Below are 21795 nucleotides of genomic sequence, written 5' to 3'. Positions count from 1 at the left end.
GCTTCGAGAGAAGGGTTCTTTTTTAGGATAACTTACTGTTTGAAAGGTCATGTATTAACTAATTGATAATCAGTACCCCCTAATTTAGCTGTTCATGGGTACGATTAAAAGAGCGACTTTCTAATTTAGGGTGTTATTCTTGATAATTCTCTGTGTTTCGAAGTGAATGGCGTGATTTAGGGCGTGTCATGCTGATGTACTGTTTCATTCCATTATGTACTATCATTAACTCTAATGAACTGGAGGTACGATTAAAACTGCGGTTGGTGGTAATTAATGGGTAGCCTGGATTGGGGGAGTGGCGCAAATTTAAAGTCAATTTAGCTTCTGGCATAGTTTTGCTAAAGATTTTAAGGCGCTAACAAGCGTATTTTTACTAAAAGCAACTTCAGTTTTAATCGCACCTATGAATTGGAAGAGTTTGCTCCTTATGAAAAATGCTTAAGTTATTAAAAACTCCTTACTCAAGGTATGCTTTGGATGAATCGCAATCACCAACGCATTATAATTTATGCCGTCATTTGCAAGAGCAAAGCTGGCAACCAAGCCGCTTTAGTTGGCGAAGCGGTTTTAGCGACAGAAATTTACAATTTGATCTGAGAGCCAGCCAATGTCTGGAATACAAGCATTTATTGGCTGAATTAGTTAGCAGATATTGTCCTCAGGTGATGCCGCTGACCTATTCGATTAATGATCTGAATTGGCCTGTGGTGTTAAATCAGATAGCGAACCAATTCTACCTGGAAAATCATGCTTGCCAGGGATTAGTATGGATTTTGAAGCCTGCCTTATTGAATAATGGTCATCATATTCATATTTTTCAATCGCTCAGCGATATTGAGCGGCATTTCCTCGGTGCAGGCAGGCTAGGGGGTGAGCATGTTTTGCAACAATACCTTACCGACCCTCATTTGCTAAGGCCGCCTCAAGGGCATAAATACAGCATCCGCATGTTTGTGGTTATTACTAATTATGCCGGGGCTTATCTCTATCCACAGGGTTATTTTAACGTTGCCCTGCAGCCTTTCCAATCACAGCAATTCCTTGACTTACGCTCTCATCTAACCAATGAACATCTATCTCAAGAGGAAGCGAATGTCGTGCAAATTCCTTCGCGGCGTTTTGATTTTTTCGCACAGCTTTATCCGCAAATAAAGGCAATTACCGAGTTAACGATAAACGGTTTGCGGCAACAGTATCCCCAGGCTTTTAGCTGCAACCGGCAAAGGACATTAGCCATCTTTGGCTTTGATTTTCTGGTGGATAAAAATTGGCGAGTATGGTTATTGGAGGCTAATCACGGCCCCTGCTTCCCTGTGGGTGATGAACATCCATTGCAACAGCATTTATATGATGCATTGTGGCAAGCGTTTATTCGCAGTTTTGTTTTGCCGATTGCCCATAGGCAACCAATAGATGAAATTTCTTACGACAAGTTTGAGCCAATTGCCAAGCCTGTCTGTAATCTTTAAAATCATTTTGGTATGTAGTTTGCTAAACTAACAGTAAAGCAGAAGAATTGATGGGGGATAATATGAAGCGATTGATTTTACATCCCACCGAAATCAGTCAATGGCATGCATTGGTTAATGAGGCTCAAGCCTCCACTCATTTAATTCTTAATGAAACAACGGAAAGTTATCTGGTTTTTTTACTGATGCGTTTTTCACAGGGCCCTAAATTAATTGAATCGGTTATTGCGCTTGATTTTCTTGAGTCGATGCATAATCCCCGGCGTCAAGTGCAGTTATTAAAAGATGTTGGCGACAAGAGTTTATTATTTTGCGGGCTTTTTCCAGGCATTGCGCAAAAACGGCGGGTGAGTCTTGACTATTTTGCCGATATCGGACAAACCGCTTATCTTACTGTCAGTGAACTGCATGCCAACCAAACTGCCGAGTTATATTTTCAGTTGAGTGACCAGTTCCTTTCCCTGCAGCAAATCTTACGTGCCATGCGGGGTGAGGTACTGCAGGTTTCGTCAGTGGAAAATGTTATTTTATCTGATCCAAACTCGCCTCTGCAGTGAGCATGCCTAAAGTCTTTGGCTTCAGAGGGACAGCTATCAATGGGGCTGTTCAACTGGTTATATGTAAAGTATTATTAACCGCCAATTAATTCAAGCTATTCGATTTTCCACAGGATCAAGTCATGCCGGAATTTCATAAAAGTGATTTGCATTTGCATCTCAATGGCAGCTTTAGTCTCTCTTTTTTAAGAGAAACTGCTGCACAACATCAATGCCTTGAAATTTTCCAGGAATTTGAAGCAGTCCGCGATCGATATCTAGGGCAAACACAGCAGCAACCCGAAAGTGGTTATAATGCTGATATCATTGCGCTTGTCTGGAAGCAATTTGCGCTTATTCACAAGATTATTCAAGATTTGACCGATATCAGCAATGGGGTGATCGATGTTGTGAGTAACTCAACGGCTAAATACCTGGAAATCAGAACAACCCCTAAGATAATGGCCGGCCATTCAGAAAGTGAATACATTGATGTTTTTGAAGCCGGTTTAAAAAGCGCCAAAGAACAAATAGCAAAGAAAAAAGCCGTTGGCTTATTAAGTCTTGATAGAACACAACATACATTAAAGGATGCCCAATTTTTTATTGAAAGAATAAAAAAAAGCCCAAATAAGCTGTTAGTTGGTTTGGATATTTCCGGTAATCCATTGGGGCATAGAACACTAACCGGTGAGGGTTTAAAAGAAGTTATCCTGATGGCTCTCGATAATGAGATTCCCATTGCTATTCACATGGGTGAATCGGATTCTGAAATAGAACGGCAAGACTCGGATGTCGTTTTATCGGCTCTTCAACAATGGCGCATTTCCCAGGCGCAAACAGCTCATAATCCTTTTCATGGAAAAGTTCGGCTAGGACATTGTATCTACTTAACCAGAGAGCAAAAAGGAAAAATCACTCAATTAGGTGTACCTGTTGAAGTATGTCCTTCCTGCCATAATAAGTTAAACTGGCATTTTGAGCACAGCCCTCATCCGGCTACCGGCATTTATGAAGATATCAGCGAGCCTGTCGTTGTTGGCACGGATGACGAATGTATTTTTGGAAGCTCGGCTAAAGTGGAATTAACCCTGTTACTTGGTTTATTCTCCAACCGAAAAAACTTAAGCAGGCAAGCATTGAAAGAGCATCATGAGACTTTTCGCTTTTCTGCTATCAAATGATTGCTGTTTGCTACCTGGCTGGCGAGGGATTTAAAGTCAGGTAATTTTCGCCGATAATGGTTTTTAGCCATTGATAAGCCGGATGTTTTTTAGACTGTACCAAGCCAAGATGCATCTGATTGCCTCGGTTTTCCATATAGGTCGGCTGATAACTCACTTTCTCAATCAGGGTAATGCCATGGTGTTTTTTCAGGTGCAGGGAAAGCAAGCCACTGGCGCGATTCTTCAGGCTTCCCTGATTAGAGATAAAATTTCCCAATGAATAAGCAACAAACACTTTTTTACCCTTGCTTGTAGTTAACCAGTCAAAAGGTTGCACACAGTGAGGATGGGAGCCTAAAACTGCCAATGCGCCGGACTCGGCTAACTCTTGAGCCAATTGCCTTTGAGCCTTGTTGGGATTGCTTTGGTATTCAATTCCCCAATGGGGTGTCACAATAACTGCATCATGATGTTGAGCCAATTCGCTGACCAGGTTTAACAATTGCTGTTTATCGCGCTGGCAAAGGAGCACTTGTCGGTGCCTGTCCATAATTCCATTCGTATCTTGAGTGCATGCCAGCCAGGCTATAGACAGGGTTGCCGTTTTAGTCGTGGCATACCAGGCATCTTCACTATGCTGTCGTCTTGTACCCGTAAACGCCAGGTTGTTGGCATGCAAGGCTTCAATCGTTTTATCAATCCCTATGGCCAAACGATCCAATGTATGATTGTTAGCAGTAGAGACAATGTCAAAACCGGATGATTTTAAGGCATGGATTAATAAAGGCGGATAATTAAACATCGGGTATGAAGTATAGGCCTGCCTTACATCGGTGGTGAGATTGCCACGTCGGTCAATCATTCCTGCAGCCGGTCCTTCGAGATTACCATAGGTCACATCCGCTTGGGTTAAATAAGGTATCAGTGCTGACCATAGGGTATCAAATCCTTTATCGCCCCCTTTCTGTTGCAAACGGTCGTGTAAAAGAATATCGCCAACGGCAATGATATGCGCTTTTTCTGCGAAAAGTGGTGGATTGAATAGTAGTGATATACACAAGAAGAGGAGTATTGGCATCGAGTTGTTCTAAATAAAGAGGGATGTATTTTTTATACAAACATCATGCCATTCATTTCCTCAATTAAATGTATTCTAATGGTTATATTGCGGCCCTTTACACCCAATACTCTGGCCCCGGCCAAGTTGCGGGGCGTTTTCTCTGATGCTGTATGGTTACTTATGAAACAACATGGTAATGTCTATAGGATCAAAGGAGTACTGCTTGTTGCAAAAATCGCAAGTGACTTCAATCGCCTCTTCTTCTTGCAGTAACTTTCTTGCTTCTTCTTCGCCAAGAATAGTCAAAACCTGCTTCATTTTTTCTTCGCTGCAACGACATTGAAAACGTACCGGGCTGGCATCAAACAGGCGTAATTCTGTTTCATGGTAAAGACGGTATAATAATGTCTGGTTATCCAACGTTAATAATTCATGTTCGCTTACCGTTTGGCCTAACTGGACTGCGTATTCCCAAAAATGTTCTCGCTGCTGACTGTCTTGTCCCGGCATTAACTGCAGGAGCATGCCGGCAGCCCGATCCTCATTTACAGCCAGCCATACTCGGGTGGCTATTTGTTCAGACTGGGCGAAATAATCCATCAAATTTTCGCTCATTGAGGTCGATTGGATGGGTACAATGCTTTGATAGGCCTGAGTCTGACTATCTTGGCTAATGGTTAATACCATTTGTCCTTTTAAAAAAGCATCGGCATAATCAACCACTTGGAGCTCTTCTTCATACTTGGCAAAAGCCCTTATCTGCAGTTGGTGATCACATTGTACCAGTAACAAGGGTAAACGCTTGTCCCCTTGAAATTGCAGGCTCAGGTTGCCTTTGAATTTAATGCTTCCGGCTAAAAGCAGGCAGGAGATTAATCCCTCACCCAATAAATTTTTTACCATGGAAGGATAAGCGCGTTGCTCCATAATCGTCTGGTAAGTTTCTTGTAAATGGGCAATCTCACCACGGATGCTGGCCTCTTCAAAGATAAATCGTTGCAGTGAGTCGGCTTCTTTCATTTTAAACCCTTAATAATACAAATTACCATTTTAGCATAAAGTCGATTGCATGCCTTGGTTTGCCGCGCGATAATGCCCTTTTTTTGTGCGGGAATCAAAGTATGCTTAACCCTCAACAAACGGCAGCAGTTAATTATATTGATGGCCCTTTGTTGGTATTGGCTGGTGCGGGTAGCGGCAAAACCAGAGTGATTACCCAAAAAATAGCCTACCTTATTGAACGTTGTGGCTATACAGCCTCTTCTGTTTGTGCGGTTACCTTTACTAATAAAGCAGCCAATGAAATGCGTGCCCGTGTGGCCGGTATTTTGCCTACTCACACAAGACGTGGTTTGAAAGTTGCAACCTTTCATACCCTGGGTTTAAGCATTATCAAGCGCGATGTGCATTTATGTGGTTTAAAGCCGGGATTTTCAATTTTTGACAGTGAAGATTGCCTGCAGCTCTTGCGAAACTTCTTACCGGCAGGCAGGGCAGGTGAAAAAGAATACCTGATGCAAATCCAGCAGCAAATTTCACGTTGGAAAAATGAGTTGATAAGTCCGGAAGAGGTGCTTGGCCGGACTGCAGAAACGCTTTTTCATGAAGAGACTGCTCCCCTCTATTTGCGTTATCAACAAGCGTTAAAGGCTTATAATGCTGTTGATTTTGATGATTTAATTCGCCTGCCGGTTCATTTGCTGACGCTGCATTCAGAGGTGCTTGAACGTTGGCAAAACAAAATTCGCCATTTACTCGTGGATGAATACCAGGATTCCAATGTATGCCAGTATCAACTGGTGAAGTTGCTGACAGGGGTTCGTGCACGTTTTACGGTGGTTGGTGATGATGACCAATCAATTTATGCCTGGCGTGGGGCAAAGCCTGAAAATTTAGGCCAGTTACAGCGAGATTACCCGCAATTAAAAATAATCAAACTGGAGCAAAATTACCGTTCTACCGGCAGGATTCTTCAGGTGGCAAATCATTTAATAGCCAACAATTCGCACCTTTTCAGCAAGAATTTGTGGAGTAATTTAGGGCAGGGGGAATTATTAAGGGTTCTGGTATGCAAGGATGAAAATGATGAAGCGGAACAGGTGGTTGCTGATTTGATCAGTCATAAGCTTCGTCATGGCACATCATATGGCCATTATGCCATTTTATACCGTGGCAACCATCAGTCGCGTGTATTTGAAAAAATATTGCGCCAGCAGGGGATCCCTTATCGTTTAAGCGGCGGACAATCGTGGTTTGCGCGTGCAGAGGTTAAGGATGTTTTCGCTTATTTAAAGTTGCTTTGTAATGAGGCGGATGATGCGGCTTTTTTAAGAGTGATTAATACACCTAAACGAGGCATTGGCGAAGCAAGCCTTGATGCGTTGGGGAATTATGCCCAACGAAGGGAGCAGAGCCTTTATCGCTGTGCGGATCACCTTGCATTGGCTGAGCAACTTGCAGATAAACCCCGTGCGGCACTGCAGCAGTTTAAATGCTGGCTTGAAAACATTAAATCAAAATTAGAAGCGGGATCCGTTACCGAAGTCCTGCGTGAAATGGTTGAAGACAGTGGCTATGAAGCTTACCTTTATGAGCAATGCGACAGTCCTAATAAAGCACAAAAGCGGATGGAGAACGTTTGGGAATTACTGGAATGGGTGGGACGTTTGCTTGCCAAGGATCCGCAATTGCAATTAAATGATGTAGTCAACAAATTAATTCTTATTGACATCCTTGAGCAAGCGGATGAACAGGATGGGCAAGCTTTGCAATTAATGACGCTTCATGCATCGAAAGGTTTGGAGTTTCCTTACGTTTATCTGGTGGGCATGGAAGAGGAATTACTGCCTCACCGGGTGAGCATCGAAGAAGAGCAAATAGAAGAAGAGCGTCGTCTTGCTTATGTAGGGATCACTCGTGCTCAAAAAGAATTATGCCTTACTTTAGCCAGACAACGTCGTCGTGCAGGCGAGTTACAAGATTGCCAGCCAAGCCGCTTTTTAGATGAACTCCCGCAAGACAGCCTGGAATGGTTTGGGAAAACGAATGAAAAAAACGAGACTAAGTCAAAGGCATTGGCAAAATCGCATTTGGCAGGAATCAAGAATCTCTTGGAGAAGAATCCCTCTTGACAGTTATCTTGACCGGATAGGGTTGGCGACGGAAAAACACAGAGTTAGCACCTATACTTAAATTATTCAATTTGTATGATTTAAGACAATGATTAACCCTACTGATATAAATTTTTCTCATACTCTGGGAAAGGGTTTCACTGGACCGATCCTTCTTCATATGATTGATCAGAAAGGCTATGGCGATGTCGCTTTAGCTGTAAAAATAGCCAAATTTCTGACCAATAAATACCCTGGAGCATCCATTTATATAGCTGGTGAGAAGTATTCTTTTGAAAAAATAGCCAACATCGAGCCTAAGTTTTTGGATAAAAATCCGCAAATTCAGTATCTCTCCCGCAATGATCTTAGCCAATCTTTTCTTGAAACAGTACAATTGGAAGTTGAAACGGCCATTTTTGATGGTTCCCTGGAGCGCTCCAAATCAGCTCACCCTAAGCTATTTATTGGTGAGTATGGATTGTATACAACCGATCAGTACGATCCTCCGGTCATCTGCCTAAGTGGTAATGTGGGAACAAAAGAAGATGGAACAAAATACCCAGGTATTCTTATTGAACCGGAATTAAAAAAATTCTCGCGCCTGAGTCCTGTGGATAAAAAAAAGGCACAGGTGGAAATTCTTAATAACCTGGAAGATTCGCTTCTCAAAGAACAGCTTCTTCAAAATGAAAATCTGGCTTCCTTTATGAAGAACAATGGTTTTGCCTTTTCCTACTACAATTTCCCGGTGTCTTACCAGCGGGCGGCGGTAGTATTTGCCGCAAGCAACAGTAAAGGGCATGCGAATTATTTTCTCAGTGCCTCTGATGAGAATAAAAACGCAGTAATGAACATGTTGCAGGAGAGTGATTTTCGGCAAGCGTTAAAAAAGATAGGTTATAGTAAAATTGTCTTCTATGATCCGGAATCAGCCAAAGACAGAGCAACCCTTATTTTGGATGAGGATAAAGCCGTTGGCGGCAGGGAATTTAGAATTTTCCCAAGAAATAAATTTCACCATGATTTAACTCTGGATTTAATGCGCTTGTCCGATTTATGCGGAGTAGCAGGCGACCAATCGCTTACCGAAGCCATTTCCCTGGGTGTTTTTCCCTTGCCTGAGGAGTGGCATTGTCAAATACCTATCGTTATGCAAATTGCCAACACTTATTATCAGGACTCTTGTTTGGCAGGAGTGTTTAATAATACCTGGAAAAATCGTCAAGATATGGAGCGGTGGGTAATTGCTGGAGAGATTTTGAAGGAAAACCCGAGAGAAATTGCTGCAGTACTGACCAAAATTCAGGAGGAAGCCAATCTTTATAATGCATTACATTACCAACTTAATCTGATCTTTGCCCAGCCTTTGCAAGCAAAGATTAGCCAGTATAACAACGCATTTATCAATGAGCTTCAGCAGTATTTGCCCAAACTCAAAGGCGAGAAATACCTGGCATTCAGAATTGCTCTGGAGATTGCTCGCTATGATGCTGAGAACAAGCCGCATGAGCCTTTATCAATGAGCAGGATATTGCTCACTATTGAAACACACCTGGGAAAAAATATCGCTCATATCGATAAGATAAGCAATTGTTCCATAGGCGCTAATTTTGCCCATTTAATGCGCGATAGTCGCACACATAGTTTTTTGAAAAGAAAAGCGCATGCTGATTCCGGAAATGTGGTTTTAGCCAAGCGATTACAGAACTTATATCAGGAATTTTTTGCTGAGAAAGATGAGCAATGGCTTCTTGAGGGGGAGAAAAAGGGGCATTCGATCAATTTGCCATAAGTTTAAGATGCGAGGTTCTGTGCACTTATCGCTAGAGTCAAAAAGCCTTAATTGGCGAGCACCGAAGCGGAGCATACATAGAAGTATGTGAGCATTGGAGCGCAGAAAATCAAGGTTTTTTGGCCAAGATAGTAGATAAGTGCACAGAACCCAAGACACCATCATTCATCCGGTTAACCGATGGATGATGGTGCGTTTTACTTCACTAAGCAGCAGGTGATATTTGAGAAGATAATTCCCCAAGGCTATTTTGAGTATGGGTTTTGGCCTCTGGATTTAACAAGCGTTCGGGATTAAAGAAACGTTGTGCTCCGTAAATCGGTTGTTCAGCCTCTTTTTTAACAGCATTCTCAATCGTGCTGTCAATTTCTTTACGCCGCAATTTTTCCTGGAAGGATGTTAGCGCTTCCGCTTTATTTCTGGCAAGTGGCTTTCCCAGGACTGCCTGTTGCAGGTGTTTTTTCTTAATCCGGTCAATACGGTAAATGGTATGCTCGATCTTCCATTCATCTGAAGGTAATTCACCCGTTGGTTTGACTGTTTTTATTTTTTTCTGACCCGTCTGCTTACCCCAGGCCTGGCTAAAATCTAGCACCTTACGCGAGCTGTCTTTATTGAGTCGGCTAGCCTGACTATCCCAGAATGCTGCAAGTGCAAAAAGAGGACTGAAGATCACTTTAAGCAGGCGGGTGGGGATATCCGCACTATGATCATGGCCATGTTCGCTTGAAAGGTGTTCGTTCAACAGATGTTGCCTATGCTGTTTTCTTTCTTCAACGGAGTCAGGTGACTGTTTATCATGTCCATGCTCATGATGATGTTTATGACCAAAGAAATAGTGCATGTCTTCAAAGCCTTCGCTAATGATGCCAAGCAAGGCAGAGAGAATTTCCGGAATGCCGGGCACACGGTCAGCGGTAACGCCGATGCTGATTAAATGGCCTAAAAAAAGCAGGATGCGCAAAGGCATGAAGGTCAACTTTAATAGCAATCTTGCCGGGTTAATAATTTGTAGCCAATTTTCTTTTTCTCTTAAGCGTTCAAATACACCAGGTTTAACCTGTGTGTTCTTTTTCACCACCTCCAGTGGTTTGCTTTCTGTAGCCTGCTCTACCATTTCCAATGATTCGCTGGTATTTTGCAGATTAAACGCCAGTGCAGAGGTACCGGTAAACAGGGTGATGCCACCGGTAATAAAACCCGGTATTTTGCTCATCCAGCTAAAAAGGGGTTTGGTATGTTTGGCGATTGTCCACCAGGTTCCTGCGGTACAAACCGTCAAGGCCACGGCCAGTGCTACCAGAAGCAGGGCTGTGGCAGTGAATAGAACAGAGCGCAGCGTAGGCTTTTGGGTCAGGCTTTCACGGAGCTTGTTATACCACCTTCCCAAGGTATTATTGTTAATCATATCGGTGATGGCATTATAGGTAAGGAAACCATAAGCTGCACCGGCAATGATAGCCATCGGGACAATAAATGCAGGTAGAAGGGCAAAAGGAATGGCAGCTAATAAGGGAATGGCTGCAAAGGTTTCAAGCAGCAGGTAGGTTGTACCCAAGCCCATAAAGGTCGCTGCTAAAACGCTGAATGCTTTTACTGCATGAAAACCAAGACGGTGTTTTTGCAATTTGGCCTGCCATTCCCCTTGTTGATTGTTGGCAAGCCATGTTCTTAGTTCCCTTTCATAGTCTGTCAGTCGGCTTTCATCTTTATCAGCAAATAGGTGTAAGGCAAACCATTTATTCATGTCCCGCAGTGTTTTTTCTATTTTCTTTTTCCTGGCAAGACTGGCTTTGTCTAGCCGTTTATGACCAAACTGATGCAATAATTCAAGCTGCTTCAGATAATCTTTAAAAAATTGCGGACAATCTGCCTCTTCAACATCCGGAAATTGGGTCTTAAGAAATTCTTTGGCGAGATAATGTTTGAGGTATTCGCGTTTAAAGAAGAGCTTATTTAACGCGCCTTTAATATTCTGCAAATAGATTTCACCTTCGTAGGCGACTGATAAAACAAAGGAACCCAGCGCTAGCGGTAAGATGGGCCATAGTACAAACATGCCAGCAAAACTTAAAAAACCGAGTATCAGGCTTGCTCCAATCGTAAGCAGGAAAAGGAGCAGATAAAAAGGGATTTTTTTTGTTTTCATTGTTCACCGGAAAGGCAGATCCAAGGGAAATGAAACTTTATAACAAATGAAAATGATTATCAATAATAATTTGTGTCAAAAAAATTCATTTTACTACGGGCGAGACGCGTAAGGGGGGTGTAATTACTTTTAATCATCAGGTACTATCGATCTGCACATAAACGTTTTTACAAGGAGTGACGATGCGTTTTTCTCAATGGATAATTGGTTTTTCGGCGGGTTTTTTAATAACAAACGCCCTTGTAGCCCAGCCAAAGCCTGAGATGGAGCAACTGCAAGTCCCTCAATGCCTGGCTGCAAAATTACCGCTGCCCTACCCGGTGCTTGCTGAAAACGCTGAGTTTAAGATTATTGAAGTGCCCTCAACGGATTTAAATCGATTCGCTTTATTAGCAGATGAAGTCCATTGCGGACGTTTTGTAAATGTTAGCCACCGACTGGCTAAAAACTTGCTGCCCAGGAAGCAGGCGGCGTATGATTTACTAAGAGATCAGCGTGCAGAAAAAGCAAAAAAAGTTTCTGCGCATTATGAAATCAGGCATAAAGAGGAAGTCAATACTGTCCTGGAACAGGTTAACACGGATAATATCACCCAGACGCTTACTCATTTAACCTCTTATTATAATCGCTCGGCAACTCGCAAGCGGGGACGGGAAGTCGCTGAATGGCTGAAAGCGAGTTTTGAAGGTATGGCTAATGACTATGGTCGTAAGGATACCGCAACTTATTTTGTTAACACGGGATGGTATAAGCAACCTTCGCTGGTTACAGTGATCGGCAAAGATCTTGACAAGCCTGGCATTGTCATTGGCGCGCATATGGATACCCTGGATGGCCGCATGCCTGGTGCCGGAGACGATGGCAGCGGTTCCTCCTCAGTGATGGAGATGGCGCGAGTATTATTGGCTTCAAACCTGAGTCTTAAACGTCCTGTCTATATCATTTGGTATGCTGCAGAGGAGCGTGGTTTAATAGGTTCCCAATACGTTGTTGAGGATTTTCAGGACAAGGCGCTCCCTGTCAGGGCTGCTATTCAGTTTGACATGACTGGTTTCCGTAATAATGCTAATGATCCGACTATGTGGGTTTTCCGCGATTACACCGATGAAAAGTTGAGTCATTTTGTTGCGGAACTTATTCAAACTTACATTAAGGTACCTGTCAGTTATTCGGAATGCGGCTATGGTTGCAGCGATCATGCTTCCTGGACGGATATTGGCGTTCCTGCAGCCTTTCCTTGTGAAACCAGTTTTGCCGAACATAATCCCTATATTCATTCAGAAAATGACACCATGGATTTATTAAATTCAGAGCATATGACAAACTTCACCAAACTAGGCTTGGCATTTGCCATTGAACTTGCCAGTGAATAGGAGTTATTAGCGTTAATCTTCCAGATCATCTGGAAGATTACCATAACCTCCACCGCCTGGGGTCTCTATGACAAATACATCACCGGGATACATTTCCACCTGCGCACAACCGCCAAGCTTTTCCTGACCGCCATCTGCATAAGCCTCATGACGGCGCTCTAGTGGATATCCTTCACTTGATTTTTATTTGCCGGAAGAGTCGGGCAATGGTACTCGGCCGTTATCTGGCCGGATAAATCAACCGCCTGGAGGGTAATGGGGAATTTCCACAGGCTGTACAAATGCCTTAAAACTTCCGTCGTGCTTTCCCCAAGAGGAACGCGATTATGTTGGGTATAGCGCAAGGTTAATGAGCGGTCACCTTCCAAATCTACAGAATAAACCTGGATATCTGGCTCCAGGTAACCCAGGTTATATTGTCTTGATAGCGCTTCCCGAATTGCCTGGTAACCTTTTTCATCATGGATGGCGTCTACTATCAGATCCGGTTGCCGGTCATCATCGACGATATGAAACAGTTTAAGCTCGCGAATCAGCCGGGGGGACAGGTATTGGGAAATGAAACTTTCATCCTTAAAATTACGCATCGCGCCGTCAAGGCTTGATAACCAATCAGTATGAGCCAGGTAAGGGAACCAGTTTTTATCTTCTTCTGTAGGATTTTCACAGATACGTTTGATGTCCTGCATCATATGGTACCCCAGGGTATATGGATTGATTCCTGAAAAATAGGGGCTGTCGAACGGGGGCTGCATGATGACATTGGTGTGGTTTTGCAAAACCTCCAGCATAAATTCATCAGTAACCAGCCCCTCATCATAGAGGGCATTTAAAAGGGTGTAGTGCCAAAAACAGGCCCAGCCTTCATTCATCACCTTTGTTTGCCCTTGCGGATAAAAATATTGGGCAATTTTTCTTACGATGCGGACAATTTCACGCTGCCATGGCTGGAGCAAAGGGGCATTTTTTTCAATGAAATAAAGGATGTTCTCCTGAGGCTCTTCCGGAAAACGTTTTTTTTGACCATTTTTATCTACTCGTTTACTTTGCGGGATAGTGCGCCACAATTCATTGACCTGTGACTGCAAATACATTTCGCGGTTTTGTTGACGAATTTTTTCTTCCTGGATGGATAATCCAGCCGGATGTTTGTAACGATCAACGCCGTAGTTCATTAACGCATGGCAAGCGTCAAGGATTGCTTCGACTTCATCGATACCATAACGTTGCTCGCATTCGCTAATATAGTTTTTGGCAAAAACCAGATAATCAATAATGGCATCTGCCGAGGTCCACATTTTAAATAAGTAGTTGTTTTTAAAAAACGAATTATGTCCATAGCAGGCATGGGCAATGACCAGGACTTGCATGGCAATGGTGTTTTCTTCCATCAGATAAGAAATGCAAGGGTTTGAATTAATAACCAATTCATAGGCTAGGCCCATCTGCCCGCGCTGATAGCTCTTTTCAACGCCCACAAAGTGTTTACCAAAAGACCAATGATAATAGCCTATTGGCATGCCTACAGAAGCATAGGCATCCATCATCTGCTCTGCAGAAATAATTTCAATTTGATTGGGGTAAGTATCCAGCTTAAAGTCTTTGGCTAAACGGGCAATTTCTTTATCGTAGGCTTGAATTAATTCAAACGTCCATTCAGCCCCTGTGGATAAAGGCTTTTTTCTCATGAGGTTTTCCTTTTAAATAACTCTCGGAACACAGGATAAATATCGGTCACGTCATCAATATTTTCCATGGCAAAATTAGGATAATGCTGACGTACCTGCTGATAAACCTCCCAAAGGCTCTGGTGATGGCGCGGCATAATTTCAATGTAGGCAAAATATTGCAGCAGGGGCATGATTTTCTCTTGTAAAAGCTCCTGGCAGTAAGGGGAATCGGCATTCCAGTTATCCCCGTCGGAAGCTTGAGCAACATAAATATTCCAGGCTGAGGGCGGATAACGTGCTTCGATGATGTTACTTAATAGTTCCAATGCGCTGGACACCACCGTGCCGCCTGTTTCACGTGAATAGAAAAATTCGTCTTCATCAACTTCTTTGGCGGAGGTATGGTGGCGAATAAAGACAAGCTCTATTTTTTCATAATTTCTGGTAAGAAAAAGGTAGAGAAGAATAAAGAAGCGTTTGGCAACATCTTTTTTGGCTTCGTCCATTGAGCCGGAAACGTCCATTACACAAAACATAACCGCCTGAGTTGATGGTGCAAGCACCCGAATACGGTTGTTATAGCGTAAGTCAATGGTATCGATAAAAGGAACCGCCTTGATTTTCTTTTTTAAAAAATCAATATCCTTTTTTAAGCGTAAAATATCGATTTTTGCAGCGTTGGGATTGGTTTCCAGGCGTTCCAACTCTTCCTCTGCCTGGCGTAGTTGGTGTTTATAAGGTGATGCCAGAGCCATGCGCCGGCCTGCTGCCTGGCGCATCGAGCGCACCACATTGATATTGGCAGGAATGCCGCTACTGGTAATTCCGGCACGGATGGTTTTATACGTTGTCATCCGTGCCAACTCTTTCTTGACCAAATCAGGCAGTTCCAGATCCTCAAAATATAATTCAAGAAACTCTTCCCGTGAAAGCTGGAAAACAAACTCGTCTTCTCCTTCACCTGTATTACTGGCCTGAGTGTCTCCTGCACCGCCGCCTTCACCTCCAGAAGGCCGCTTGATGCGGTCTCCGCTCTGGAACTGATCATTGCCAGGCAATACACGTTCTATTCGGCCGCCATGACCGCGGTAAAAACGAGGCTCGGAAATATCTCTGGCAGGGATACTAATTTCCTCACCCTGATCGATTTCCGTAATACTACGCTTGCTTACCGCATCAGATACAGCACGTTTGATCTGGTTTTTGTAGCGGCGAAGGAAACGCTGGCGGTTTACTGTGCTTTTTTTACCTGCATTTAATCGCCTGTCAATGATTTGTGACATAGCTACACATCCTTAGTTATTGGGATTTGCGTACCCGCAAATACCATTCGCACAGTAACCTGACCTGCTTGCGGGTATAGCCTTTATCTACCATGCGGGCAATAAATTCCTCATGTTTCTTCTTATCATCCTCTGAAGCCTTGGCATTAAAGGAAATAACCGGCAATAAATCCTCGGTATTGGTGAACATCTTTTTCTCAATCACGCTTTTAAGTTTTTCATAACTGTTCCAAACCGGATTTTTGCCATGGTTGTTTGCACGTGCTCTGAGGACGAAATTAACCACCTCATTACGGAAGTCTTTAGGGTTTGAAATACCGGCCGGCTTTTCAATTTTTTCCAGCTCCAGATTAAGTGATGCACGGTCAAAGATTTCTCCTGTATCCGGATCACGGTAATCTTGATCCTGAATCCAGAAATCGGCATAGGTTACATAGCGGTCGAAAATATTTTGTCCGTATTCAGAATAGGACTCCAGGTAAGCGGTCTGAATTTCTTTGCCAATGAACTCCACATATTTTGGTGTCAGGTATTCTTTAATGAACGTCAGGTATTTTTCATGAAGTTCCTGAGGGAATTGTTCCTGTTCAATTTGCCGTTCCAGTACATAAAGTAAATGCACCGGGTTGGCTGCAATTTCTGAATGGTCAAAGTTAAATACCTTGGATAAAATTTTAAAGGCAAAGCGTGTTGATATGCCACTCATTCCCTCATCAACTCCGGCAAAATCACGGTATTCCTGGTAGGACTTGGCTTTAGGATCGGTATCCTTCAGGCTTTCACCGTTGTACACCCGCATCTTGGAATAGATACTTGAGTTCTGCGGCTCTTTCAAACGTGTCAAAACTGAGAATTGGGCAAGCATCGCCATCGTTCCAGGGGCGCAGGGTGCTTCTTTCAGGGAGCTGTGATTTACCAGTTTTGTATAGATTTTTAACTCTTCAGATACTCGCAGACAGTAAGGAACTTTTACAATATTAATCCGATCGATAAAGGCTTCATTGTTTTTGTTATTACGGAATGTTTGCCATTCTGATTCATTGGAATGTGCCAGAATGATGCCTTCAAAAGGAATGGCAGACAATCCTTCAGTGGCATTGTAGTTTCCTTCCTGTGTTGCTGTCAGCAGGGGATGGAGTACCTTGATTGGTGCTTTGAACATTTCCACAAATTCCAGTAATCCGCGGTTAGCACGGCATAAGCCGCCGGAGTAACTGTAAGCATCGGGATCATCCTGGGAAAATTCTTCCAGCTTGCGGATATCAACCTTGCCTACCAGGGAGGAAATATCCTGGTTGTTTTCATCTCCCGGTTCGGTTTTGGCAATGGCGATTTGCTTAAGGCGTGAGGGTTTCACCTTGACAATTTTGAATTTTGAAATATCGCCGTTAAATTCCTGCAGGCGTTTGACAGCCCAGGGTGACATGACGTAACGGAGGTGACGGGGAGGAATGCCAAAGCGCTCATATAATAATTCGCCATCTTCTTCCGGGTCAAATAAGGATAAGGGTGAATCGAAAACCGGTGAATCCTTAATCGCATAAAAGGGGGTTTTTTGCATTAAATCTTTTAACTTTTCTGCAAGGGAGGATTTACCGCCGCCCACGGGGCCTAACAGATACAAGACTTGTTTGGTTTCTTCCAATCCCTGGGCTGCATGCTTGAGGAAGCCTACAATCTGTTCTATGGGTTCTTCCATCCCAAAAAACTCTTTGAAAACAGGGTATTGATTTATGATTTTGTTAGAAAAAAGCCTTGAAAGCACCGGATCATGGCGGGTATCAATCCTTTCTGGCTCGCCAATGGCCATTAACAGGCGCTCGGCTGGGTTAGCATAAGCAGAGGGATCGGTACGGCACAACTCCAGGTATTCGTCCAGGCTTAATTCTTCTTCTTTGTTTTCCACAAAGCGCTTGGTATAGCCTGCTAAAAAATCTTGCGTGTTCATAACTCATCCCCTTCTACTTACCCCATAAATCTGGGAAAAAACGCTTATCATTATTGTGTCAAACCTTTTGCATTTCGGCAGTAAAAGCGAGACACTATCTAAATTTATTGTAGGAACTCATAGCGGCTAAAGCAAACATTAATAAAATCAACCTATTATTTTTTAATATACCAATAGTGGAGCAAAGTCCATGCCAGATGCGACAATTTATCGAAAAGATTATCAACCTCCTGTTTTTATAGTAAATAATGTGGAATTGAATGTTGATTTGTATGATGACCATGCCTTGATTACCAGCCAGTTATTATTAAAACGTCAACATCAAGGCGCTTTGCGCCTGTATGGTGATGAGCTGGAGCTCATTGAACTATTTCTGGATAACTGCCAACTTGATGAAACAAGCTATTGCATTGAAGGAGGGGATTTAGTTCTTGAGGGCTGTCCAGATGACTTCAGTTTAAAGATAGTAACTCGCATCCGCCCGCAAGAGAACACCAAATTATCCGGTCTTTACCGCTCAAATCATTTATTCTGTACTCAGTGTGAGGCAGAAGGATTCAGGCGTATTACTTTTTTTCCAGACCGGCCTGATGTTTTGGCACCTTTTACTACCAGGATCTCTGCCGATAAAGCAACTTACCCGGTACTGCTTTCCAATGGTAATTTAATTGGCTCAGGCGAGCTGGAGAACGGACGGCATTGGGTTAAATGGCAAGATCCGTTCAAAAAGCCTTCCTATCTTTTTGCTTTGGTTGCCGGTGATTTAGCCTGTGTTAAGGATAAATTTGTGACCTGCTCAGGCAAAGAGGTTGATTTGCGCATTTATGTGGAGCCGGGCAATGAAGACAAATGCGCCCATGCCATGGTTTCTTTGAAAAAAGCGATGCGTTGGGATGAAGAAGCCTATGGCCGTGAGTATGATCTTGCAATTTTTATGATAGTTGCTGTCAGTGACTTTAATATGGGGGCCATGGAAAATAAAGGCTTAAATATTTTTAATTCCAAATATATTCTTGCCCGGCCAGATACGGCAACGGATCAGGATTTTGCTGATATTGAGGGCGTAGTCGCCCATGAGTATTTTCATAATTGGACAGGAAACCGGGTGACTTGTCGGGATTGGTTCCAGTTGAGCTTGAAAGAAGGCTTAACCGTTTTTCGTGATCAGGAGTTTTCTCGTGACATGAATTCTCGCGATGTCAATCGAATTCTTGATGTCAAGGTACTGCGGGCTGCACAGTTTCCCGAGGATGCCGGAGCAATGGCCCATCCGGTAAGGCCTGAGTCTTATCAGGAGATTAATAATTTCTATACCGCCACTGTCTACAACAAAGGGGCTGAAGTTATCCGTATGCAGCATACCTTGTTAGGTAAGGAGGGTTTTCGTCGTGGGATGGACTTGTATTTTCAGCGTCATGATGGTCAGGCGGTGACGATTGATGATTTTGTGGCGGCCATGGAAGATGCCAATGCTGTTGATCTTACTCAGTTCAAACGCTGGTATAGTCAGGCAGGGACTCCTGAGGTACATGTGGTTAGCAATTTCAGCAATGACAGCCTTACCTTAACCATGACCCAATCCTGCCCAGCTACAGCAGAATGTCGGGACAAGAAACCTTTCCATATCCCTATCCGTATTGCCTTATTCGCAGAAAATGGGCAACAGTTAGCTGTAGAGCCGGAGGTACTGGAGTTACGTGAGGCGAAGCAATCTTTTAGTTTTACCGGCTTAAAAGCCAAGCCGTTTATTTCTTTATTGCGCGATTTTTCAGCCCCTATTAAGCTTCATCAACAGTCCAGCAAAGAAGAACTCCTGGCACTCCTGCGCTATGAATCAGATGGCTACGCCAAGTGGAATGCTGCCCAGCGGTTGGCGTCGGGTTGCATCCTTGATTGCTTAAACAGTTCTGATGATGGGCGTATTCCTGATGAACTACTGGCTGCTTATCGGCATGTGTTGTTAGATGAAACCCTGGATTACTCTTTACGGGCTGAAATTTTAACTCCTCCAGGTTTTGAGGAAGTGGCTGCAGGATTGACGGTCATTGATGTTGATCGACTGGAATCTGCTCGTGATATGTTCAGGGTTGATCTTGGAAGATACTTGTTTGAGGCAGCTTATTCCACTTACCAGCAATTGTGGCGGATAGAAGATCATGCCATGCATGCAAAGGCTTATGGGCAAAGAAAATTAAGAAATATCTGTTTGTGGCTGATGATGAAGGCTGATGAGCAGTCTGCGCTAGAGCTTTGCCAGCAACAATTTATCAAAGCGCGTACCATGAGTGATCAGATGGCCAGTTTTTCATTGCTGAATAACTGCTCGCATGGGCCGGCCAGAGAGCAGGCGCTCGATAGTTTCTATAAACAATGGTCGCAAGATGACCTGGTTATGGATAAGTGGTTTGCTGTGCAGGCAAGCAGTGAGTTGCCTGAAACCTTGGCCAGAGTAAAAATATTATTAAAGCATCCTGCCTTTAATATAAAAAACCCCAATAAGGTAAGAGCTCTGGTAGGCGCATTTTGTCAGGCCAATCCCCGTAATTTTCATGCAACAGACGGGAGTGGCTATACCTTTTTGAGCGACATGCTGGTTAAAATGGATAAATTAAATCCCCAGATTAGCGCAAGGCTGGCAACGCCGTTTACGCGCTGGCGACGATATGATGTCAAGCGACAGCAATTGATGCAAAAGGAGCTTAAGCAACTATCAGCACTGGATTTGTCGCGTGACTTACGGGAAGTTGTTGCCAAAAGCCTCATGGTTTAGCTTGATTGCCAGCTCGCATTGAGCGGTTGTCGCTTGAGTCCATCTTAGGGGACAACCTGCCTGTTTGCAGGGTGAGATCATTCCATCTGCTATAGTTAAAGAATAGGAGGCAAGCCGCCAAGCCGCAATGGAGATTGCTATGAACCAGCAACATTTACAGCAGTGGAGTGAGGTTGCAAGGCATTTGCAAGCGCCTTTTCAACAACTATTTGCTCTTAATATCAAAGTATTACAGGATTTCCGTTTCTTAAAGGCAGATGATCTGGCTAACATGAAAACGCCTGAAGAGTTTATCGAAAAACAGGTTAGCCTTGCCATTGAAAATGGCCATAGGGCACTGGATTATTTCAGGCAGTCTTTTGAGATATTTGAACAAACCTGGCAACCTCTAACTACGTCGATGCCTACCAGGCAACCCATGGAAACGGTAAAATCATGGGAGTGGTTGTTAGATCCTGAGAAATTAGGCATGGCACCGACAACAAGCGCAATAGACTTGGCAAAACCCTTGCTAGACTCCATGTCTTCTCTGACCGATCCTGCAAAGGCAATAATGGATATTGTAGCCTCAGCGATGGACACTGAAAGGAAAAAAGGTAAAACTATTCCTGGAAAAAAATCACCCTATTAATGAAGAGGAGCAGATGGCCAATTATTTTGCTGTAGTAGGTAATCCTGTGGCCCATAGCTTATCTCCATTTATCCATCAGCGCTTTGCTGTGCAAACGGGTAGGCAACTCAGCTATGTAAAATTGCAGGTTGAAGAAAAAGAGTTTGAAGCGAAAGTGGGCGATTTTTTTGCCTCAGAAGGCCGGGGTTTGAATATCACCCTGCCGTTTAAGCAAAGGGCTTTTGCTATGGCCCAGGTGCAGACCCCCCGTTGTCGCAGGGCAGGTGCTGCAAATACCCTGTGGATGGAGAATGAACAGTTACATGCTGACAATACAGACGGGGTTGGTTTAATAAGGGATTTATCCCATCATCTTGCTTTAGAGGATAAAAAGGTCCTGATCATAGGAGCTGGTGGTGCTGCCCGAGGCATTATTGCTCCCTTGCTGGCTGCAGATATTGCCCAATTAACGATTACCAATCGTACCATGAGTAAGGCAGAAGCATTGCAGGCTGATTTTAAGCAGGTTAATTGCTGCAGGCTGGCAAATCTGCAAGGTTCTTTTGATTTAATTATCAATGCGACCTCGATGAGCTTAAAAGACAAAATGATGGAGTTGCCCTCATCGCTCATTCACCCGGCTGCTTATTGTTATGATTTGGCTTATAGCGCCCAGGGTACCACGGCCTTTGTGGATTGGGCGCGGCAACAAGGATGTCATGGGATTGATGGGCTTGGAATGTTGGTTGAGCAGGCTGCGGAAGCTTTTTTTATTTGGCATGGAGTGATGCCTGATACGCATGCCGTACTGGCAGAATTACGTGCTCGACAGTCTCGTTTTTGATTAGACTTC

General features: G+C 43.5%; 16 protein-coding genes. 9 read left to right on the top strand and 7 right to left on the bottom strand.

The window, feature by feature from the left end; translation table 11 throughout:
* Positions 1 to 133: 133 nt before the first annotated feature.
* Complete coding sequence (locus E1O65_RS03095; protein ID WP_133132136.1) at positions 134 to 334, bottom strand: hypothetical protein; 201 nt, start codon at positions 332 to 334, stop codon at positions 134 to 136.
* Positions 335 to 437: 103 nt separating this feature from the next.
* Here E1O65_RS03095 and E1O65_RS03090 point away from each other — a divergent pair, with 103 nt between their 5' ends.
* The 3 genes from E1O65_RS03090 to E1O65_RS03080 all read left to right on the top strand — a co-directional run bounded on the left by E1O65_RS03090 (position 438) and on the right by E1O65_RS03080 (position 3192).
* A complete protein-coding gene (locus tag E1O65_RS03090) occupies positions 438 to 1472 on the top strand; it encodes a tubulin-tyrosine ligase (RefSeq protein WP_133132135.1) in 1035 nt (344 codons plus the stop codon).
* Between the two features lie 62 nt (positions 1473 to 1534).
* Positions 1535 to 2029 (top strand): hypothetical protein, encoded by a 495-nt coding sequence (locus E1O65_RS03085; protein ID WP_133132134.1) that lies wholly within the window; start codon positions 1535 to 1537, stop codon positions 2027 to 2029.
* 122 nt (positions 2030 to 2151) lie between these two features.
* Positions 2152 to 3192, top strand: a complete 1041-nt coding sequence (locus E1O65_RS03080) for a hypothetical protein (RefSeq protein WP_133132133.1) — start codon at positions 2152 to 2154, stop codon at positions 3190 to 3192.
* A gap of 10 nt (positions 3193 to 3202) precedes the next feature.
* Here the strand turns inward: E1O65_RS03080 and E1O65_RS03075 are convergent, their stop codons facing one another.
* On the bottom strand, positions 3203 to 4252 hold the full coding sequence (locus E1O65_RS03075) for a CapA family protein (protein ID WP_133132132.1): 1050 nt from the start codon (positions 4250 to 4252) through the stop codon (positions 3203 to 3205).
* A gap of 156 nt (positions 4253 to 4408) precedes the next feature.
* Positions 4409 to 5254, bottom strand: a complete 846-nt coding sequence (gene hslO, locus E1O65_RS03070) for an Hsp33 family molecular chaperone HslO (RefSeq protein ID WP_133132131.1) — start codon at positions 5252 to 5254, stop codon at positions 4409 to 4411.
* A gap of 101 nt (positions 5255 to 5355) precedes the next feature.
* On the opposite strand from hslO, the gene rep reads away from it, so the two are divergent.
* Together rep and E1O65_RS03060 are read left to right on the top strand one after the other, a co-directional pair.
* Positions 5356 to 7365: a DNA helicase Rep gene (rep, locus tag E1O65_RS03065; RefSeq protein WP_133132130.1), complete on the top strand. Its 2010-nt coding sequence runs from the start codon at positions 5356 to 5358 to the stop codon at positions 7363 to 7365.
* 160 nt (positions 7366 to 7525) lie between these two features.
* On the top strand, positions 7526 to 9139 hold the full coding sequence (locus E1O65_RS03060) for a hypothetical protein (RefSeq protein WP_133132129.1): 1614 nt from the start codon (positions 7526 to 7528) through the stop codon (positions 9137 to 9139).
* A gap of 205 nt (positions 9140 to 9344) precedes the next feature.
* Here E1O65_RS03060 and E1O65_RS03055 read toward each other — a convergent pair whose 3' ends face one another.
* Entirely contained in the window at positions 9345 to 11288 is a 1944-nt protein-coding gene (locus tag E1O65_RS03055) for a hypothetical protein (RefSeq protein WP_133132128.1), read from the bottom strand.
* A gap of 182 nt (positions 11289 to 11470) precedes the next feature.
* On the opposite strand from E1O65_RS03055, the gene lapA reads away from it, so the two are divergent.
* Positions 11471 to 12661, top strand: a complete 1191-nt coding sequence (gene lapA, locus E1O65_RS03050; RefSeq protein WP_133132127.1) for an aminopeptidase LapA — start codon at positions 11471 to 11473, stop codon at positions 12659 to 12661.
* Positions 12662 to 12819: 158 nt separating this feature from the next.
* Here lapA and E1O65_RS03040 read toward each other — a convergent pair whose 3' ends face one another.
* The 3 genes from E1O65_RS03040 to E1O65_RS03030 are packed head-to-tail and all read right to left on the bottom strand — an operon-like array spanning position 12820 to position 17562.
* Positions 12820 to 14349 carry a SpoVR family protein gene (locus E1O65_RS03040; RefSeq protein ID WP_133132126.1) on the bottom strand — a complete coding sequence of 510 codons (1530 nt, stop codon included), beginning with the start codon at positions 14347 to 14349 and terminating at the stop codon, positions 12820 to 12822.
* Positions 14346 to 15614 carry a YeaH/YhbH family protein gene (locus E1O65_RS03035; protein ID WP_133132125.1) on the bottom strand — a complete coding sequence of 423 codons (1269 nt, stop codon included), beginning with the start codon at positions 15612 to 15614 and terminating at the stop codon, positions 14346 to 14348. The genes E1O65_RS03040 and E1O65_RS03035 overlap by 4 nt, the downstream gene beginning before the upstream one ends.
* Before the next feature lie 16 nt (positions 15615 to 15630).
* The gene (locus E1O65_RS03030) at positions 15631 to 17562 is read right to left on the bottom strand and encodes a PrkA family serine protein kinase (RefSeq protein ID WP_133132124.1); all 1932 of its coding nucleotides are present in this window, start codon (positions 17560 to 17562) and stop codon (positions 15631 to 15633) included.
* Between the two features lie 190 nt (positions 17563 to 17752).
* Between E1O65_RS03030 and pepN the strand changes: the two genes are divergently transcribed.
* The 3 genes from pepN (at position 17753) to aroE (ending at position 21786) form a co-directional block, all read left to right on the top strand.
* On the top strand, positions 17753 to 20332 hold the full coding sequence (pepN, locus tag E1O65_RS03025) for an aminopeptidase N (RefSeq protein ID WP_133132123.1): 2580 nt from the start codon (positions 17753 to 17755) through the stop codon (positions 20330 to 20332).
* Between the two features lie 139 nt (positions 20333 to 20471).
* Positions 20472 to 20963: a phasin family protein gene (locus E1O65_RS03020; protein ID WP_133132122.1), complete on the top strand. Its 492-nt coding sequence runs from the start codon at positions 20472 to 20474 to the stop codon at positions 20961 to 20963.
* A gap of 13 nt (positions 20964 to 20976) precedes the next feature.
* Complete coding sequence (aroE, locus tag E1O65_RS03015; RefSeq protein WP_133132121.1) at positions 20977 to 21786, top strand: shikimate dehydrogenase; 810 nt, start codon at positions 20977 to 20979, stop codon at positions 21784 to 21786.
* Positions 21787 to 21795 lie beyond the last annotated feature (9 nt).

Source organism: Legionella sp. W10-070 (genome assembly GCF_900640175.1).
Classification (GTDB): domain Bacteria; phylum Pseudomonadota; class Gammaproteobacteria; order Legionellales; family Legionellaceae; genus Tatlockia.
The sequence above is the reverse complement of the archived record's forward strand: the minus strand, read 5'-3'. Positions and strand labels throughout refer to the sequence as shown.

Bases quoted from the DNA above. Each gene is read 5' to 3' on its own strand.
- E1O65_RS03035 (WP_133132125.1), bottom strand. From the start codon at position 15,614: ATGTCACAAATCATTGACAGGCGATTAAATGCAGGTAAAAAAAGCACA.
- E1O65_RS03080 (WP_133132133.1), top strand. From the start codon at position 2,152: ATGCCGGAATTTCATAAAAGTGATTTGCATTTGCATCTCAATGGCAGC.
- E1O65_RS03040 (WP_133132126.1), bottom strand. From the start codon at position 14,349: ATGAGAAAAAAGCCTTTATCCACAGGGGCTGAATGGACGTTTGAATTA.
- lapA (WP_133132127.1), top strand. From the start codon at position 11,471: ATGCGTTTTTCTCAATGGATAATTGGTTTTTCGGCGGGTTTTTTAATA.
- E1O65_RS03075 (WP_133132132.1), bottom strand. From the start codon at position 4,252: ATGCCAATACTCCTCTTCTTGTGTATATCACTACTATTCAATCCACCA.
- E1O65_RS03060 (WP_133132129.1), top strand. From the start codon at position 7,526: ATGATTGATCAGAAAGGCTATGGCGATGTCGCTTTAGCTGTAAAAATA.
- E1O65_RS03055 (WP_133132128.1), bottom strand. From the start codon at position 11,288: ATGAAAACAAAAAAAATCCCTTTTTATCTGCTCCTTTTCCTGCTTACG.
- E1O65_RS03095 (WP_133132136.1), bottom strand. From the start codon at position 334: ATGCCAGAAGCTAAATTGACTTTAAATTTGCGCCACTCCCCCAATCCA.
- aroE (WP_133132121.1), top strand. From the start codon at position 20,977: ATGGCCAATTATTTTGCTGTAGTAGGTAATCCTGTGGCCCATAGCTTA.
- hslO (WP_133132131.1), bottom strand. From the start codon at position 5,254: ATGAAAGAAGCCGACTCACTGCAACGATTTATCTTTGAAGAGGCCAGC.
- rep (WP_133132130.1), top strand. From the start codon at position 5,356: ATGCTTAACCCTCAACAAACGGCAGCAGTTAATTATATTGATGGCCCT.
- E1O65_RS03090 (WP_133132135.1), top strand. From the start codon at position 438: ATGCTTAAGTTATTAAAAACTCCTTACTCAAGGTATGCTTTGGATGAA.
- pepN (WP_133132123.1), top strand. From the start codon at position 17,753: ATGCCAGATGCGACAATTTATCGAAAAGATTATCAACCTCCTGTTTTT.
- E1O65_RS03085 (WP_133132134.1), top strand. From the start codon at position 1,535: ATGAAGCGATTGATTTTACATCCCACCGAAATCAGTCAATGGCATGCA.
- E1O65_RS03020 (WP_133132122.1), top strand. From the start codon at position 20,472: ATGAACCAGCAACATTTACAGCAGTGGAGTGAGGTTGCAAGGCATTTG.
- E1O65_RS03030 (WP_133132124.1), bottom strand. From the start codon at position 17,562: ATGAACACGCAAGATTTTTTAGCAGGCTATACCAAGCGCTTTGTGGAA.